Below are 15,043 nucleotides of genomic sequence, written 5' to 3' on the forward strand. Positions count from 1 at the left end.
ATTGTAAATGACGCTCATATGTCTGGGTTCTAATGCAATTAGATCAAATATTATAAAATCTAGTAGATGTACCAGTATTTATCCTTATTTTACTCATTTTGAAAGAAGAAAAATTATTAAATAATTTTTTAGAAAATGATAAATATATACTTAATAGTTTTATATTAGAAAATTTTAGGATTTTATAGATGGAATTAAATATACAGGATATAATGAAACGATTACCTCATCGTTATCCTATGTTGTTAGTAGACCGTGTACTTGAGATGATTCCCGGTAAATCTATAGTAGCTATCAAAAACGTGTCTATTAATGAACCTTTTTTTAATGGTCATTTCCCACATCTTCCTATCATGCCAGGAGTTTTAATCATAGAGGCATTGGCACAATCAGCAGCTTTGTTTTCTTTTATAGATGATGGCAATCTTGGGAAGATTGATATTAATACAGCATATTACTTAGTTGGTATTGATGAAACTCGTTTTCGGCGTCCAGTTGTGCCAGGTGATCAATTACGTTTAGAGGTTAATGCAGAACGTTTAAGTCGTTCTATTTGCAAATACAAAGCACGAGCCTTAGTAGATTCTCAAATTGTAGCTGAAACTAAATTAATGTGTGCAATTCGCAAATTAAATGAATAGAAATATACATTCAACTGCTATTGAAAATGTTTCAGATAATATTGATATTCTGTCGCTATAGGACGCTACACAAGTTGACAGGAACTAAAGTATTCGTAAATTCAGGAACAAGTAGTAGTAGGTCATTGTGTTATTTACTATAAGTAAAAGATAATGTTTTTTTATGAGACATTGGCGTAGTTCCTAATTCTTAATGATAAAAAATATACATTAGGATTTATATAATTAATTATATATTATCGCAATAATATACCAGAAAAATTTTAAATTTTAACGCTATCAAGAATCTCTTAGCAATATTGCCAGGCAGTATACCTTCAGAAATTGTTATGCTATCTAAGCTAATGATGCGATTTTGTTAGTAAGGCAAATTAGAGAGTTTTTAGTTTAAAAAGACCAGTATTTATTTATTATATTTTATCATTAATAACCCAAAAAATAATGTTATGGAAATTAGGTCAGCAGCATTCTTATATTCTGTGAATTTAATTTCATAATGTTTTTACTGATGATCTTTTAGTTATTGTAACAAAATTATTAGAAATTTTATTTATATTCATAATGAATTGAAAATAGATACAATTAATTTGATAGCATAAAACACATTTGAGACTTAAAAAAAATGATTTATTCACAATCAAAATATATAAACAATTATTCAGATATCATAGCTGGTGTTGATGAGGCAGGTAGAGGAGCATTAGCTGGACCAGTATATGCTGCAGCAGTTATTTTAGATAAAAGATTTCCTATTGAAGGTTTAAATGATTCTAAAAAATTATCTCCAAAAAAGCGAGAAGATTTATCCATTATAATAAAGCAAAAATCTATATGTTGGAGTGTTTCTAGTATAAATGTTAGTGACATAGATAATTTAAATATTTTGCAAGCAACTTTGCTAGCTATGAAGAACGCAGTATTAAAATTGCAAGTATTACCAGACATTGTTCTCATTGATGGTAATCAATCACCAAATTTAAAATATAAAGTAAGTACAATAGTGAAAGGTGATAGCACCATACCAGCAATATCAGCTGCTTCTATAATAGCAAAAACAGAAAGGGATAAAGAAATGTTAAATTTACATTATCAATATCCATGCTATCTGCTCAATAAACACAAAGGCTATGGAACGAAAGAACATATAATTTTGTTGAAAAAATATGGCCCATGTAAAGAACATAGAAAAAGTTTCTCTCCAGTAAAAACTTTTATCAGCATGCACTTAGGCTAATTTACGATCTAGACCAATTTCTTGTAAGACAGTAGTTGCTATCTCCTCAATTGATTTTGTAGTTGTAGACAACCATGGTATACCGTCTCTTCTCATCATCTTTTCTGACTCTGTTACTTCATAACGGCACTGCTCTATAGTAGAATAACTGCTATTAGGGCGTCTTTCATTCCTAACTTCTGATAGTCTTTCTGGGTGTATTGATAGACCAAAAAGTTTATTTTTGTATGGAAATATTGTAGATGGTAAAGTATTTCTTTCAAAATCATCTGGTGTTAACGGAAAATTTGCAGCTTTTATAGCATATTGCATAGCTAAATACAGACTGGTTGGAGTTTTTCCACAACGAGATACACCTATTAAAATAACGTCAGCTTGATTTAATTGATGTACGAATTGACCATCATCATGTGATAAGCTGAAATTTATAGCATCAATTCTATTGCGATATTTTTCCGTATTAGTCACATTATGTGATCTTCCTATAGAATTATTAGACTTATGACCTATAAGTTGTTCTATGTTGCTTACAAAAGTACCGAATATATCTAAAAATATTCCGTTCGCACTACGTACAGTATTCATTATCTCATGGTTTACTAATGTACTAAATACGATAGGTAGATTACCTGTATCAAGTGCATTCTGATTGATTCTATTAACTACTTCTTTTGCTTTTTCTAGGGAGAATATGAATGGTAAGTGTATTTGTTTAAATTTCATTGTATCGAACTGCGATAAAACAGCATTGCTGAATGTTTCAGCGGTTATGCCTGTGCTATCTGATACAAGATACACTGTTCTTTCGATGATGTTTTGTTTCATTTATTTCAAATCCTTTTAAAAAAATTGATCTAATATTACATTTTAGAGCTTAAATAGTGATAGTTTGAAAATTTTCATTATAATGGGCATTATTATCAGAATAATATGATAAATGTATTAATAGATTTAATTCTTTAATCATATTGTTTTTATATTTTTATAGGTGATTTAAATGTCTTACATAATTCCATTTGAGAAGTTACGTATGTCTGATGTAGCTTCAGTTGGTGGTAAAAACGCTTCTCTAGGTGAGATGATAAGTCAATTATCAGATGCTGGAGTCAGAGTTCCTAGTGGTTTTGCTACAACAGCACATGCCTTTCGAGATTTTTTAAAATCTTCTAACTTAGATGAAAAAATATCTGAAAAGTTAAGAAACTTGAATCCGGATAATATTTATGAATTATCTAAAGCAGGATCTGAGATTCGAGATTTAATAATGAATACCAAATTTTCTGAGAATTTTGAAAAAAGTATAAGGGATGCTTTCAAAAAATTAGATATTGATGGAAACGGATCATTCGCAGTTAGGTCTTCGGCTACTGCTGAAGATCTACCAGATGCTTCTTTTGCTGGTCAGCAAGAAACATTTCTTAATGTAGTAGGTATTGTAGATATTTTAGAAAAAATAAAGCATGTTTTTGCTTCCTTGTATAATGATAGAGCAATATCTTATAGAGTTCATAAAGGATATGATAATACTGATGTTGCTTTATCTGCAGGCATACAAAAAATGGTTAGGTCAGATAAGGGAAGCGCTGGTGTAATGTTTACAATCGACACTGAATCTGGTTTTTCGGATGTTGTTTTTATAACTTCTTCATATGGTTTAGGCGAAACAGTTGTGCAAGGGGCTGTGAACCCAGATGAGTTTTATGTATTTAAAACTTCTTTGGAAAAGAATTTGGATGCTATAGTAAGCCGTCGTATCGGATCTAAATTAATTAAGATGGAATTTAACGATGATCTTAGTATTGGTTCTGCAGTCCGCACTGTTGATGTTAGTTTATCAGATAGAAATAAATATTCTTTAAATGACCAAGAGATTACTGAGCTAGCAAAATATGCTGTTATAATCGAGCGTCATTATGGTAGGCCTATGGATATCGAGTGGGGTAGAGATGGAATTGATGGCAAGATTTATATCTTGCAAGCTCGTCCAGAAACAGTACAGTCTCAACAAGTTAATAAAGATATTCAACAGCGTTATAAATTAAAGGCTACTGGTAAAATATTAATAAGTGGTAGAGCTATAGGACAAAAAATAGGATCGGGTCCAGTAAAGGTAGTTTTTGATACTTCAGAAATAGATAGAGTTCAAGCAGGTGATGTATTAGTTACAGACATGACTGACCCTAATTGGGAACCAGTAATGAAAAAAGCTTCAGCAATTGTAACAAATAGAGGAGGAAGAACTTGTCATGCTGCTATAATAGCTCGAGAGCTTGGTATTCCAGCTGTTGTTGGATGTGGCGATGCAACTAATATCCTTAAAGATGGCCAAAATGTCACAGTTTCATGTTCAGAAGGTGATGAGGGTTATATATACGACGGACTGATAGAAACTGAGATTGAAGATGTATGTAGAGGAGATATGCCAAGCATAGATCTAAAAATAATGATGAATGTTGGTAATCCTCAGCTAGCTTTCGATTTTTCACAATTACCTAATAATGGTGTTGGTTTAGCTCGTTTAGAATTCATTATAAACAATAATATTGGAGTTCATCCTAAAGCTGTTTTAGATTATCCAAATGTTGATAATAATTTAAAGAAAGCAGTAGAGTCTTCTGCCAGAGGTTATTCTAGTCCACGTAAGTTTTTTATAGAAAAAATGTCAGAAGGTATTTCAACTATTGCTGCTGCTTTTTGGCCAAAACCGGTTATTGTTCGTTTATCTGATTTTAAATCAAATGAATATAGAAAGCTAATAGGTGGATCTAGATATGAGCCTGAAGAAGAAAATCCTATGCTGGGTTTTAGGGGTGCTTCTAGGTATATTGCTGGAGACTTTAAAGATTGTTTCCTTATGGAATGTGAAGCATTCAGAAAAGTTCGTAATGACATGGGATTGACTAATGTTGAAATAATGGTGCCTTTTGTCAGAACTGTTAACCAAGCTAAAAAGGTTATAGATTTATTAGCTGAAAATGGTTTAAAGAGAGGAGAAAATGGACTAAGAATTATAATGATGTGTGAAATTCCTAGTAACGCTATTTTGGCAGAGAAATTCCTAGAATATTTTGATGGTTTTTCTATAGGATCTAATGATATGACCCAATTAACTCTTGGTCTTGACAGAGATTCTGGAATGGAATTACTTGCTGCTGATTTTGATGAAAGGGATGAGGCTGTTAAATTCATGTTAAATAGAGCGATACAGTCGTGTATAAAATCCAAGAAATATATTGGTATTTGTGGACAAGGTCCTAGTGATCATCCTGATTTCGCTAAATGGTTAAAAGATAAGGGAATATCATCAATATCTTTGAATCCTGATTCTGTTGTTGATACTTGGAAGCTTCTAGCTAATAATAAGTAAAATATAATATTTTGAAATGCCATCTATAAGATATCTAATTTTGTGGATGGCATCGTGGATTTTCGTATTTTATTTTTATTTTTATTTTAATTTATATTTATTATTCTTTCTTTCTTCTTCCCATTCTTTTTCTTTAATTGTTTGTCTTTTATCATAAGATTTTTTTCCTTTTCCTAAGGCTATATCTAATTTTATTAAATGTTTCTTGTAATGTAAATTCAAAGGCAATAGAGAGTAACCTTTTTGTTCTACTTTTCCTATTAATCGTTTTATCTGATCAGATTTCATCAATAATTTTCTACTGCGATAAGGGTCTATATTTACATGATTAGAAGCACTTATCATTGGTGTTATATTCATGCCTATTATAAATAATTCTGTATCCCTTATTATTATATATCCATCTTTTATCTGAACTTGTTTGTTTCTTATAGACTTTACCTCCCATCCACAAAGCACTATACCTGCTTCATAGCTGTCTTCAATAAAATAATCGTGATATAATTTCCTATTCTCAGTTATTTTCATAATTTTTTCTAAATATATTATTGTGTTATTGTGTGTATGCTATGCATAAAATATATAAATCTACTATACTTCCTTACAGTTCTAACCAAATGTTTGATCTAGTATCTAATATTGATGAGTATCAAGATTTTATGCCTTGGTGCGGTGGATCAAAGATAGAGTATCACGATGACATTCAAACAAAAGCTTCTATAGTTATGATTATATATGGTATTAGCAATAGTTTTACAACTATGAACAAGTATAAATATCCAAATAAAATTGATATAGAGTTAGTTGATGGACCGTTTTCATATTTATCAGGCAGTTGGACTTTTACAGAAAAAGTAAAAAATTCATGTATAGTTGAGTTCGAGTTAGAATACAGTTTTTCTAATAAATTATTAAGTATGATTATATCTCCAGTATTTAGTCGTATAGCTAATAGTTTTATATGTAAATTTAAAGAAAGAGCAAATCATATATATGGAGAAAAAGATTAATATATCTGTATCTATTTGTTATATAAAAAATGATGGTAAATCTTTCTTAAAAAAATTAATTATACCTGCAGGATCTACTATCAACGAAGCTATAATTTTTTCCAAAATTAACAGTTATTTCTTAGATATTGATTATTACAATAATAATGTTGGTATATTTGGTAAAATAAAGACGATAGATACTATATTAGCTGATGGTGATAGAATAGAGATATATAGACCGTTGCTGAATGATCCAAAAAAGTCCAGAAGAATTAAAAGTATTATTCAGAGAAAAAATATTAACCTTTTAAGAAAGGTAGGTGAAAATGTCAGCAAAAGAACATCATAGAATTTTCAGATCAGGTTGGTTGAGAGCAGCAGTTTTGGGAGCTAATGATGGTATAATTTCTACGGCCTGTTTAATGACCGGTATTGCTGCTGCTAATTGCGGTTACTATTCTATTATGAGCGCTGGTTTATCTGGATTGATAGCTGGAGCGCTTTCTATGGCGGTTGGGGAGTATGTTTCAGTAAAATCACAGTCAGATATTGAATCTGCAGATCTGCAAATGGAGCAACACTCTTTAAAAAAAAATCACGATGATGAACTAGAAGAATTAGCACAAATTTACATAAATAGAGGACTTTCTAATCGATTAGCAAAAGAAGTTGCTATAGAATTGACGAATCATGATGCTCTAGATGCTCATGCTAGAGATGAGCTAGGAATATCATTACATAATAGAGCAAAACCTTTACAGGCTGCTTTCGCATCGGCAGTATCATTTGCGATTGGAGAAATGGTGCCTTTAGCTGTATCTTTATTTGCTCCTATAGAATTATTTATTCCAACTATTATAATAAGTTCAGTTTTTAGTCTTGGCGTATTGGGTGCTATTTCAGCAAAAACTGGTGGGGCAAACATATGGCCTGCTGTTAAAAGAATAACTATACTTGGAGCAATATCTATGTTATTTGTCTCAAGTACAGGTTCGTTATTTGGCGTTATTGGTAATTAGAGTGACTTGATATTATTTTGACTATTGAACAAGATTTATAATGTTTTTAAAGAAATTTTTTACAGTTGTACAATTATTTTTTTTTATTGCTGGTTGTTTTTTTTTATGTTTAATAATGGATTATTTTGTATGGATTATTAAACCTTTAGATACGAGCAAAAATATTAGTTATGAATTTATTGTTAAATCTGGAGATAATACTAGAAATATCGTAACATCTATTAAAGATAGTGGGTTAGATATATCTGAAAATAAATTTATATGTGTTTCTTACATTTGTAGGCTTGATAAAAATTTTAAAGCTGGTATTTATAAAATTACTAATATTGATAGTCCCATAAGCTTAATGAAGAAATTAGTTAATGGGGACTGCATACAGAATGCTAATTCTAAAGTAATTTTCATAGAAGGATGGAAATTCAATCAATTTCGTGAAGAGCTAAGAAATAATCCAAATCTTAAACAAACAATAATTGGCATCAGTGATGATGATTTAATGAAAATGATTGGTTCTGATATTTTATATCCAGAAGGTTTGTTCTATCCTGATACATATTATATAACCCCTGGTCTATCTGATTTAGATATATTAAAGACTTCTTACAAGAAGAATCAAACTATTATTACAAATTTATGGGAAAATAGACAGAAAGATTTACCAATAAATACCCCTTATGAAGCTTTAATTTTAGCATCTATTATTGAAAAAGAGACTGGTATTGCCGAAGAACGTAGCCTTATAAGCGGTGTTTTTATTAATAGATTAAAATTAGGTATGCGTTTGCAATCTGATCCGACCGTTATATATGGGATGGGAGCTATGTTTGATGGTAAGTTAAGACATATTGATTTAAAAAAAGATACTCCTTGGAATACATATACCAGGTTTGGTTTACCTTTAACTCCTATATCATCAATTAATATATCGTCAATAATGGCTGCACTTCACCCAGAAAAACATAATTACATTTATTTTGTATCTAAGGGAGATGGGACAACTGATTTCTCAGAGGATTTATCCTCACATAATACTAAAGTATATAATTTTATTATAAAAAGAGGTCTTCATTTTGTTAGGTAAATTTATAACCCTAGAGGGGATTGATGGTGCAGGAAAGAGTACTAATTCTTTATGGTTAGCAAACATGCTTCGCTCTAAAGGTTTAAATGTCATAAATACCAGAGAGCCCGGAGGAACCGAATTAGGTGATAAAATAAGACATATTATCTTAGAGGACGAAATGTCATCTGAAGCTGAGACTATGTTAATTTTTGCTGCTAGAGTTGAGCATTTTAAAAAAATTATAGAACCTTCAATAAAAAATAATATATGGGTAATATGTGATAGATTTGTGGATGCTACATATGCTTATCAAGGTTCAGGTAAAGGCGTTAGCACAAGTTTTATTAAAACTTTAGAAGATTTGTTAATTACAAATATAGTTCCTGATTTGACCTTATTGTTTGATATACCTTTTGATCTAATGATTCAAAGAATCTCTCATATAAAAAAATTAGATCGTTTTGAGAAAAACGATTATGTTTTTTTTAATAAAGTCAGAAATTCTTATTTAGAAATAGCCAAAAAGAATCCTAGTAGAGTAAAAATCATAGATTCCTCTGAAGATTTAAAACATACTCAAGCTAGTTTAAATAAAATAATGAACAATTTTTTAGGATTTTTATAAAAAATGTCATTTTTTTTTCCTTGGCAGTTAAAATTAGCTGAGATATATTTAAAAAATAAAAATAAAATTTATGCAAATATAATATATGGCTCGAATGGAGTAGGGAAGTTTGAATTTGCTTTTTCTTATGCAGCCTCACTACTTTGTGAATCAGACCATGATTCTATTGCATGTGGTATCTGTGTTTCTTGCAAACTAATAGCTAAGAACAATCATCCTGATTTAAAATTAATATATCCGGAATACATGAATAAATTCGAAATATCTATAGAAGGTAAGATATTTAGATATATAGATATAATAGAAAATAATCATCTCTCTAAAGAAATTCGTATTCAACAGATACGTGATTTATTGCCTTGGTTAAATATAACTGCTCATAGAGGTAGAAAAAAAATTATAATTATTCATTCTGCTAACTGTTTAAACGAAATCTCTTCTAATGCCTTATTGAAAATATTGGAAGAACCACCTTTGGGAGTTGTATTTTTAATAGTAACAAACATTCTGCATAAATTATCTCCTACTATTATTTCTCGTTGTCAATTAATACATTTACCAATACCTGCAAAAAACGTTTCTTTAAATTGGTTATCAAATGCTACAAAATTAGATTCATTAAATATAGAAAAATATTTAGCTTTCACAGGAGGAGCTCCTTTAAAATCATTTTTTCTTATTAAGAGCTCAAATGATATTTGTCCTATGTGGATTATGGAACTACTCTGTAATATTTATGAAAATAAAAATTTTAAATTATATTCTTTCTTAGATGTTAATTTTGACAAAATGTCATTATTTGAATGGATTGATTTTTTTCAGAAGTTATATTTTGATTTAATGTTAACAAAATTTAATGATGATGTTAGGTATTTTATAGAAATAAAAAATACTATTTTAAAAATATCTAATAAAATAGATATTAGTAGTATAATGAATATGATTATTTATTTAAATAATAAAAACTTATTAATTAATAATAATAACAATATTAATGCTAGACTTTTAGTTAATGTTTTGTTACAAAAGATAATCTCACAAATTAAGTAAAAAATATAAATATGTTTATAGATTCTCATTGTCATCTAAATTTTCCAGAACTTTCTAGCAAAATTCATATTATTCAAGATTCTATGCGTATTAATAAAGTAACGCATGCACTTGTTGTTAATGTTGGAAAAAAAAGTATAGATTCATTGATTAATTTAGTTTCTAATCACAATAATTTGTTAGCGTCTATAGGTACTCATCCAGAATATGGTGCTGATGAGGAATTTTCAATAAATGAAATTTGTAATATTGCATCTTTGCATAAAAAAATAATAGCGATAGGAGAAACTGGTCTCGATTATTATAAATGCAACGATTATTTGGAATCGCAAAGAGAGAGATTTCGCCTACATATTCGTGCAGCTAGAATTTTAAATTTGCCATTGATAGTACATACTCGTTCATCAGCCACTGATACTATAAAAATATTAAAAGAAGAAAAAGCACATGAGGTTGGTGGTGTAATGCACTGTTTTACAGAAAGTTGGAGTATTGCAAAAGAGGCTATAGATTTAAATTTTTTTATTTCTATATCTGGAATTGTAACATTTAAAAATGCCGCCACTGTACGCGAGTTAGCTTTAAAAACTCCACTAGATAAATTGTTAATAGAAACTGATTCGCCTTATTTATCACCTGAACCGTTCAGAGGCAAGTTAAATGACCCATCAAATGTATTTTATGTAGCAAAAAAAATTTCTGAATTGCGTAATATTGACATCGAAGAAATAGGCATGTCCTCTTCAAAAAATTTTTTTGATCTTTTCAAAAAAGTTACTTAAACTTCGGTATTATTTAACTACGTGTAACCAATCATATGTTTCAAATTTCTCTCTGCAAAGCTTATTGGCATGAGCAATAGTATCTTCTGTTAAATCTATTTTATTTATTGATCTATATTTTTTTGAAAAAATATAGATCATATGATTAATAAAATTAGATCTTGAAATACCTGATTTGCTTATACCATCTTTTGCTACTCTTTTTTTTGCGCTGGTTATACCTTTATCAGATATTTTCTCTTTTCCAATTCTTAATATTTCAACCATTTTGCTAGTATTCATTTTATATGACATTGTTACATGATGTAATATAGCATTTGAAAACCTAGCCTGAGCAGCGCCACCAATTTTTTGACCAGAGGTCAGTATAATATCATTTATAGGTTTATAAATTGCTTCTATTCCGACACTATTTAGTGTCTCTATTATCCAATTATCTAATAATTGATATGATTCTTGAAAACTTAGATTAGAAACAAAGTATTTTGGAATGCTTATAGAATATGTAATAGAGTTTTCTGGCTCTACAAACATAGCACCTCCACCACTTACTCTTCTAACTACTTGAATATTATGTATTTTCGCAGCTTCTTCATTGATTTCATTTCGAAATGACTGGAATCTACCTAGTACAACAGCACTAGATTCCCATTCCCATATTCTAAGAGTTGGTAAACGTATGCCTTTATTAACCTCTTCTGTAATGATAGAATCAAGGGCCATGTGTATATTCGGGCTTTGTGGTACAGTATGAATTAATTGCCATTCACAATCTTCCAGTTTTTTTGCTGTATTCATATAATGGCTCTTTTAATTGCTATAGCAATATCGACTGGAGAGAATCCAAACATTTCAACATTTTCATCTATAGATTTTTCTATTACATATTTTATATCTAATTCATTTGATGATATAGGCAAACCATTCAATTTATTATTTATAATATCTAAAAATTCTGGAGGTTCCAGGAAAAAATCACCGCTAATCTGAACATTTTTAAATTTTTTGTCTTCAGTTATTTCAAAATCAATTTCTATTAGTTTTCCATTGGGAACTTTATATCCAACATGAATCACACTTATACCTATCACATGTTTAAAATTTAACTAATATATAAAACTTTACATAATATACATTATACGCATAGAAAAGCTATTCCCATTCTACTGTTGCTGGAGGTTTATTGGAAATATCGTACACAACTCTATTAATACCTTTTACTTCATTAATTATTCTTGATGATATTTTTGATAGTAAATCAAACGGCAAGTGGAACCAATCTGCAGTCATAAAATCATTGGTTTTTATAGCTCTTAAAGCAATAACGTACTCATAGGTACGATTATCACCCATTACCCCAACAGATTTAATAGGTAAAAAAACAGCGAATGCTTGTGATACGCTATAATACCATTGCTTGTTAGTTTCTTTATTTATATTATTTTTTAGCTCTTCGATAAAAATATTATCAGCCTTTTTAAGAAGTATTAAAAATTCTGGTTTTATTTCTCCTATAATCCTGACACCAAGTCCAGGACCAGGAAAAGGATGACGAAAAAGCATCTCATCATCTAATCCTAGCTCTTTTCCTAATTTTCTTACTTCATCTTTAAATAAATGTTTAAGAGGTTCCAGAAGTTTCAGGCTCATTTTTTCTGGTAAGCCACCAACATTGTGATGAGACTTTATAACTTTTTTGCCATGAGATGATTCTATTATATCAGGATATATTGTGCCTTGAGCAAGCCAACATACATCTTTAATTTTATTGGCCTCTTGTTGAAATATATTGATAAATTCATTTCCAATAATCTTTCTTTTCATTTCTGGATCAGTTACACCAGCTAATTTCTTTATAAATGTTTCTGAACTGTCTACGTAAATAATATTCATTTTCATCTTATCAGAAAACATTTTTTTTACTTGATTTAATTCTTCAAGACGCATTAAGCCATTATCTACAAAAATACATGTTAATTGGTCTTTTATAGCTTTATGTATTAATATAGCCGCTACTGAAGAATCCACACCTCCAGATAACCCTAATATTACTTTATCTTTTCCAATCGAAGATTTTATTTCGTCTATGCTCTTACACACATAATCAGGCATGTTCCATTTTAGATTGCATTCGCATATATCAACTACAAATCTTTTTAATATTTCGTATCCTTGAATAGTATGTGTAACTTCTGGGTGAAATTGCAAAGCATATAGTTTTCTATCTACGTTCTCCATCCCAGCTATAGCTGATGTTATTTTGGAATAGGATATTTTTTTAAAACCTTTGGGTAGAGACGTTACAGTGTCGGCATGACTCATCCATACTCTCAAGATTTTTTCTTTATTATCTGTCGAAAAATCATTGATATTACCTAGCAATTGACTATTCTCACAATTTATTACTTCTGTATAGCCGAATTCCCTGTTTTCCAGACTACTAACCATGCCACCTAATTCCATTGCCATGGCCTGCATCCCGTAACATATTCCGAGTACTGGAATACCTAGACAGAATATGGATGATGGTAATTTTAATTTAAGATTTTCTTCAGAAGCAGAAGCAAAACTACCAGATAGGATAATACCTTTCAATCCTCTACTTATATGCTTTTGTATAGTTTTTTCACTGATATCATTAGGCTCAACCTCAGTGTAAACACCTATTTCTCTTATTCTTCTAGCTATAAGTTGTGTAACCTGTGAGCCATTGTCAATTACTAAAATATGTTGATTCATATATAAAATTTATCTGTATATAACTTTGAATTAATCTGATCTATAATTAGGAGCTTCTTTTGTGATACTTATATCATGCACATGAGACTCATATATACCAGAGGATGTAATTTCAACAAATTCTGTTTTCTCTTGCATATCTCTTATAGAAGAACAACCACAGTAACCCATTGAAGCACGTAAACCACCTAGAAGTTGATATATTATAGATATAACACTACCTTTATAAGCAACTCTCCCCTCTACTCCTTCAGGTACTAATTTATCAGTATTTTTATTGCTCTGAAAATATCTATCAGCAGATCCATTTGCCATTGCTCCAATACTTCCCATTCCCCTATAAGATTTATAGGTTCTTCCTTGAAAAATTGTAACTTCTCCAGGAGCTTCTTCTGTTCCTGCAAAAATACTACCCATCATACACGAAGATGCACCAGCAGATATAGCTTTAGCTATATCACCTGAATATCTAATTCCACCATCTGCTATTATTGGGATATTAGATCCTTTAATAGCCTTGGCTACATCAGATATTGCGGTTATTTGAGGTATACCAACTCCAGATATTATTCTAGTTGTACAAATAGATCCAGGACCTATTCCAACCTTAACTCCATCTACTCCATGTTCTATTAGGCTTTTTGCAGCTGCTCCTGTAGCAATATTACCGCCTATTACATTAAGATCAGGAAAATTATTTTTTATCCACCTAATCCTATCTAAAACTCCTTTAGAGTGTCCATGAGCAGTATCTACAATTATAACGTCAACGCCTGAATTAACAAGCGCTTCAATTCTTTCTTCGGTTCCTTGATTAATGCCAACAGCAGCACCAACTATTAGCTGTCCTCTAGAATCTTTGCTAGCAATTGGATGTTCAGTATTTTTCACTATATCTTTAACAGTGGCTAAACCACGTAGTTTAAAATCATCAGTTACTATGAGCACTCTTTCAAGACGATGTTTATGCATCAAAGATTTAGCTTCATCTAAAGTAGCACCTTCTTTCATTACTATTAGACGTTCTTTTGGAGTCATAATATTTCTAAGTGGCTGATTAAGATTGTCTTCAAATCTTAGATCACGATTAGTTATAATTCCAACAACAGTGTCATTATTTACTACTGGTAACCCAGAAATACCAAATTTCCTTTGTAAAGATATAGCATCTCCTACTTTCATTTCTGGAGTTACTGTTATTGGATCTATAACTATTCCAAATTCATGCCTTTTAACACATGAGACTTCTTTTGCTTGTTCCTCTATTGTTAAATTCTTATGAATTATGCCTATCCCTCCTTCTTGAGCAAGGGCTATCGCGAGACTTGATTCTGTCACAGTATCCATTGCAGCAGATATTAGAGGAATGTTAAGATTAATATTTCTTGTTAGTTTAGTTAATAAAGAAGCATTTTTAGGCAAAACTTCAGAGTATGATGGAACTAATAGAACATCATCAAATGTTAGGGCTTTTTTAGATATACGCATCGTAGTACTTTAAAATTATATTCTTGAGATTGTACTTTATAAA

The 15,043-nt window shown here is 30.2% G+C and carries 16 protein-coding genes; 10 read left to right on the plus strand and 6 right to left on the minus strand.

Features of this window, described 5'->3' with window-relative positions; translation table 11 throughout:
• Positions 1-188: 188 nt before the first annotated feature.
• Together fabZ and rnhB are read left to right on the plus strand one after the other, a co-directional pair.
• The gene (gene fabZ, locus CONE_RS01660; RefSeq protein ID WP_015397015.1) at positions 189-641 is read left to right on the plus strand and encodes a 3-hydroxyacyl-ACP dehydratase FabZ; all 453 of its coding nucleotides are present in this window, start codon (positions 189-191) and stop codon (positions 639-641) included.
• Positions 642-1,263: 622 nt separating this feature from the next.
• Positions 1,264-1,875, plus strand: a complete 612-nt coding sequence (rnhB, locus tag CONE_RS01665) for a ribonuclease HII (RefSeq protein ID WP_015397016.1) — start codon at positions 1,264-1,266, stop codon at positions 1,873-1,875.
• Here rnhB and ppsR read toward each other — a convergent pair.
• Complete coding sequence (gene ppsR / locus CONE_RS01670; protein ID WP_015397017.1) at positions 1,867-2,700, minus strand: posphoenolpyruvate synthetase regulatory kinase/phosphorylase PpsR; 834 nt, start codon at positions 2,698-2,700, stop codon at positions 1,867-1,869. The genes rnhB and ppsR overlap by 9 nt on opposite strands.
• Positions 2,701-2,872: 172 nt before the next feature.
• Between ppsR and ppsA the strand changes: the two genes are divergently transcribed.
• Positions 2,873-5,242, plus strand: coding sequence for a phosphoenolpyruvate synthase (gene ppsA, locus CONE_RS01675; protein ID WP_041862199.1), 2,370 nt, complete (start codon positions 2,873-2,875; stop codon positions 5,240-5,242).
• 81 nt (positions 5,243-5,323) lie between these two features.
• Here ppsA and smpB read toward each other — a convergent pair whose 3' ends face one another.
• Positions 5,324-5,770, minus strand: coding sequence for an SsrA-binding protein SmpB (gene smpB / locus CONE_RS01680; protein WP_015397019.1), 447 nt, complete (start codon positions 5,768-5,770; stop codon positions 5,324-5,326).
• A gap of 41 nt (positions 5,771-5,811) precedes the next feature.
• Here smpB and CONE_RS01685 point away from each other — a divergent pair, with 41 nt between their 5' ends.
• From CONE_RS01685 to CONE_RS01715, 7 genes are read left to right on the plus strand one after another with little or no spacing between them, the layout of a single operon-like run.
• Positions 5,812-6,252, plus strand: coding sequence for a type II toxin-antitoxin system RatA family toxin (locus CONE_RS01685; RefSeq protein WP_015397020.1), 441 nt, complete (start codon positions 5,812-5,814; stop codon positions 6,250-6,252).
• Positions 6,236-6,583, plus strand: coding sequence for an RnfH family protein (locus CONE_RS01690; RefSeq protein ID WP_015397021.1), 348 nt, complete (start codon positions 6,236-6,238; stop codon positions 6,581-6,583). Before CONE_RS01685 ends, CONE_RS01690 begins: the two co-directional genes overlap by 17 nt.
• Positions 6,561-7,253, plus strand: coding sequence for a VIT1/CCC1 transporter family protein (locus CONE_RS01695; protein ID WP_015397022.1), 693 nt, complete (start codon positions 6,561-6,563; stop codon positions 7,251-7,253). The genes CONE_RS01690 and CONE_RS01695 overlap by 23 nt, the downstream gene beginning before the upstream one ends.
• A 40-nt stretch (positions 7,254-7,293) precedes the next feature.
• On the plus strand, positions 7,294-8,334 hold the full coding sequence (gene mltG / locus CONE_RS01700) for an endolytic transglycosylase MltG (RefSeq protein WP_015397023.1): 1,041 nt from the start codon (positions 7,294-7,296) through the stop codon (positions 8,332-8,334).
• Complete coding sequence (gene tmk, locus CONE_RS01705; RefSeq protein ID WP_015397024.1) at positions 8,324-8,941, plus strand: dTMP kinase; 618 nt, start codon at positions 8,324-8,326, stop codon at positions 8,939-8,941. Before mltG ends, tmk begins: the two co-directional genes overlap by 11 nt.
• Before the next feature lie 3 nt (positions 8,942-8,944).
• Entirely contained in the window at positions 8,945-9,991 is a 1,047-nt protein-coding gene (locus tag CONE_RS01710) for a DNA polymerase III subunit (protein WP_015397025.1), read from the plus strand.
• A gap of 11 nt (positions 9,992-10,002) precedes the next feature.
• Positions 10,003-10,773 carry a TatD family hydrolase gene (locus tag CONE_RS01715; protein WP_015397026.1) on the plus strand — a complete coding sequence of 257 codons (771 nt, stop codon included), beginning with the start codon at positions 10,003-10,005 and terminating at the stop codon, positions 10,771-10,773.
• A gap of 9 nt (positions 10,774-10,782) precedes the next feature.
• Here CONE_RS01715 and CONE_RS01720 read toward each other — a convergent pair whose 3' ends face one another.
• The 4 genes from CONE_RS01720 to guaB form a co-directional block, all read right to left on the minus strand.
• Complete coding sequence (locus CONE_RS01720; RefSeq protein ID WP_015397027.1) at positions 10,783-11,571, minus strand: lipoate--protein ligase family protein; 789 nt, start codon at positions 11,569-11,571, stop codon at positions 10,783-10,785.
• Positions 11,568-11,849 carry a lipoate-protein ligase small subunit gene (gene lplB / locus CONE_RS01725; RefSeq protein ID WP_051033134.1) on the minus strand — a complete coding sequence of 94 codons (282 nt, stop codon included), beginning with the start codon at positions 11,847-11,849 and terminating at the stop codon, positions 11,568-11,570. The genes CONE_RS01720 and lplB overlap by 4 nt, the downstream gene beginning before the upstream one ends.
• 76 nt (positions 11,850-11,925) lie before the next feature.
• Complete coding sequence (gene guaA, locus CONE_RS01730) at positions 11,926-13,512, minus strand: glutamine-hydrolyzing GMP synthase (protein ID WP_015397029.1); 1,587 nt, start codon at positions 13,510-13,512, stop codon at positions 11,926-11,928.
• Positions 13,513-13,542: 30 nt separating this feature from the next.
• Positions 13,543-15,000: an IMP dehydrogenase gene (gene guaB / locus CONE_RS01735; protein WP_015397030.1), complete on the minus strand. Its 1,458-nt coding sequence runs from the start codon at positions 14,998-15,000 to the stop codon at positions 13,543-13,545.
• Positions 15,001-15,043: the final 43 nt, after the last annotated feature.

This window comes from Candidatus Kinetoplastibacterium oncopeltii TCC290E (genome assembly GCF_000340865.1).
In the GTDB taxonomy this organism is placed as follows: Bacteria; Pseudomonadota; Gammaproteobacteria; order Burkholderiales; family Burkholderiaceae_B; genus Kinetoplastidibacterium; species Kinetoplastidibacterium stringomonadis.

Bases quoted from the DNA above. Each gene is read 5' to 3' on its own strand.
- fabZ (WP_015397015.1), top strand. From the start codon at position 189: ATGGAATTAAATATACAGGATATAATGAAACGATTACCTCATCGTTAT.
- rnhB (WP_015397016.1), top strand. From the start codon at position 1,264: ATGATTTATTCACAATCAAAATATATAAACAATTATTCAGATATCATA.
- ppsR (WP_015397017.1), bottom strand. From the start codon at position 2,700: ATGAAACAAAACATCATCGAAAGAACAGTGTATCTTGTATCAGATAGC.
- ppsA (WP_041862199.1), top strand. From the start codon at position 2,873: ATGTCTTACATAATTCCATTTGAGAAGTTACGTATGTCTGATGTAGCT.
- smpB (WP_015397019.1), bottom strand. From the start codon at position 5,770: ATGAAAATAACTGAGAATAGGAAATTATATCACGATTATTTTATTGAA.
- CONE_RS01685 (WP_015397020.1), top strand. From the start codon at position 5,812: ATGCATAAAATATATAAATCTACTATACTTCCTTACAGTTCTAACCAA.
- CONE_RS01690 (WP_015397021.1), top strand. From the start codon at position 6,236: ATGGAGAAAAAGATTAATATATCTGTATCTATTTGTTATATAAAAAAT.
- CONE_RS01695 (WP_015397022.1), top strand. From the start codon at position 6,561: ATGTCAGCAAAAGAACATCATAGAATTTTCAGATCAGGTTGGTTGAGA.
- mltG (WP_015397023.1), top strand. From the start codon at position 7,294: ATGTTTTTAAAGAAATTTTTTACAGTTGTACAATTATTTTTTTTTATT.
- CONE_RS01710 (WP_015397025.1), top strand. From the start codon at position 8,945: ATGTCATTTTTTTTTCCTTGGCAGTTAAAATTAGCTGAGATATATTTA.
- CONE_RS01715 (WP_015397026.1), top strand. From the start codon at position 10,003: ATGTTTATAGATTCTCATTGTCATCTAAATTTTCCAGAACTTTCTAGC.
- CONE_RS01720 (WP_015397027.1), bottom strand. From the start codon at position 11,571: ATGAATACAGCAAAAAAACTGGAAGATTGTGAATGGCAATTAATTCAT.
- guaA (WP_015397029.1), bottom strand. From the start codon at position 13,512: ATGAATCAACATATTTTAGTAATTGACAATGGCTCACAGGTTACACAA.
- guaB (WP_015397030.1), bottom strand. From the start codon at position 15,000: ATGCGTATATCTAAAAAAGCCCTAACATTTGATGATGTTCTATTAGTT.